This window comes from Pseudomonas sp. 2822-15 (genome assembly GCF_002742515.1).
In the GTDB taxonomy this organism is placed as follows: domain Bacteria; phylum Pseudomonadota; class Gammaproteobacteria; order Pseudomonadales; family Pseudomonadaceae; genus Aquipseudomonas; species Aquipseudomonas salomonii.
This window is the reverse complement of the sequence record NZ_LJRY01000220.1, coordinates 1-345: the sequence shown is the minus strand read 5'-3', so window position 1 is coordinate 345 and position 345 is coordinate 1. Positions and strand designations below refer to the sequence as shown.

Genomic DNA, 345 nt, shown 5'->3' with positions numbered 1-345 from the left:
AGAGGAAACATTTCCAACGCATTTTTTCTGTTTTTTGTTTTTAAACGGAAAAAATAAGTAGTAGTGTTGGCTAGGCGGAAGCTAGCCACTTGCAGCAAAGAAAGGTGATATATATGAGATTAACAGGTTTTGCATCGGGTATGGATATTAATCAAATGGTTTCGGATTTAATGCAAGCAGAGCGACAGCCATTAATAAAGATGGAACAGGATCAACAAGAATTAATTTTAAAAATGGGGGAGTATCGCGAGGTTAACCGTGCGTTCATGAAGTTTCGAGATGATACTTTTGATACTGTTATCAGACAAGCGAATATGCTTGCGAATCAGGTCACAAGTTCTAATG

At 37.4% G+C, this 345-nt stretch carries 1 protein-coding gene; it reads left to right on the top strand.

Annotated features, from left to right (window positions below):
• Positions 1-113 precede the first annotated feature (113 nt).
• Positions 114-345: flagellar cap protein FliD N-terminal domain-containing protein (locus tag AOA59_RS25900; RefSeq protein ID WP_218212209.1), on the top strand; the 232-nt coding region annotated here is incomplete at its 3' end.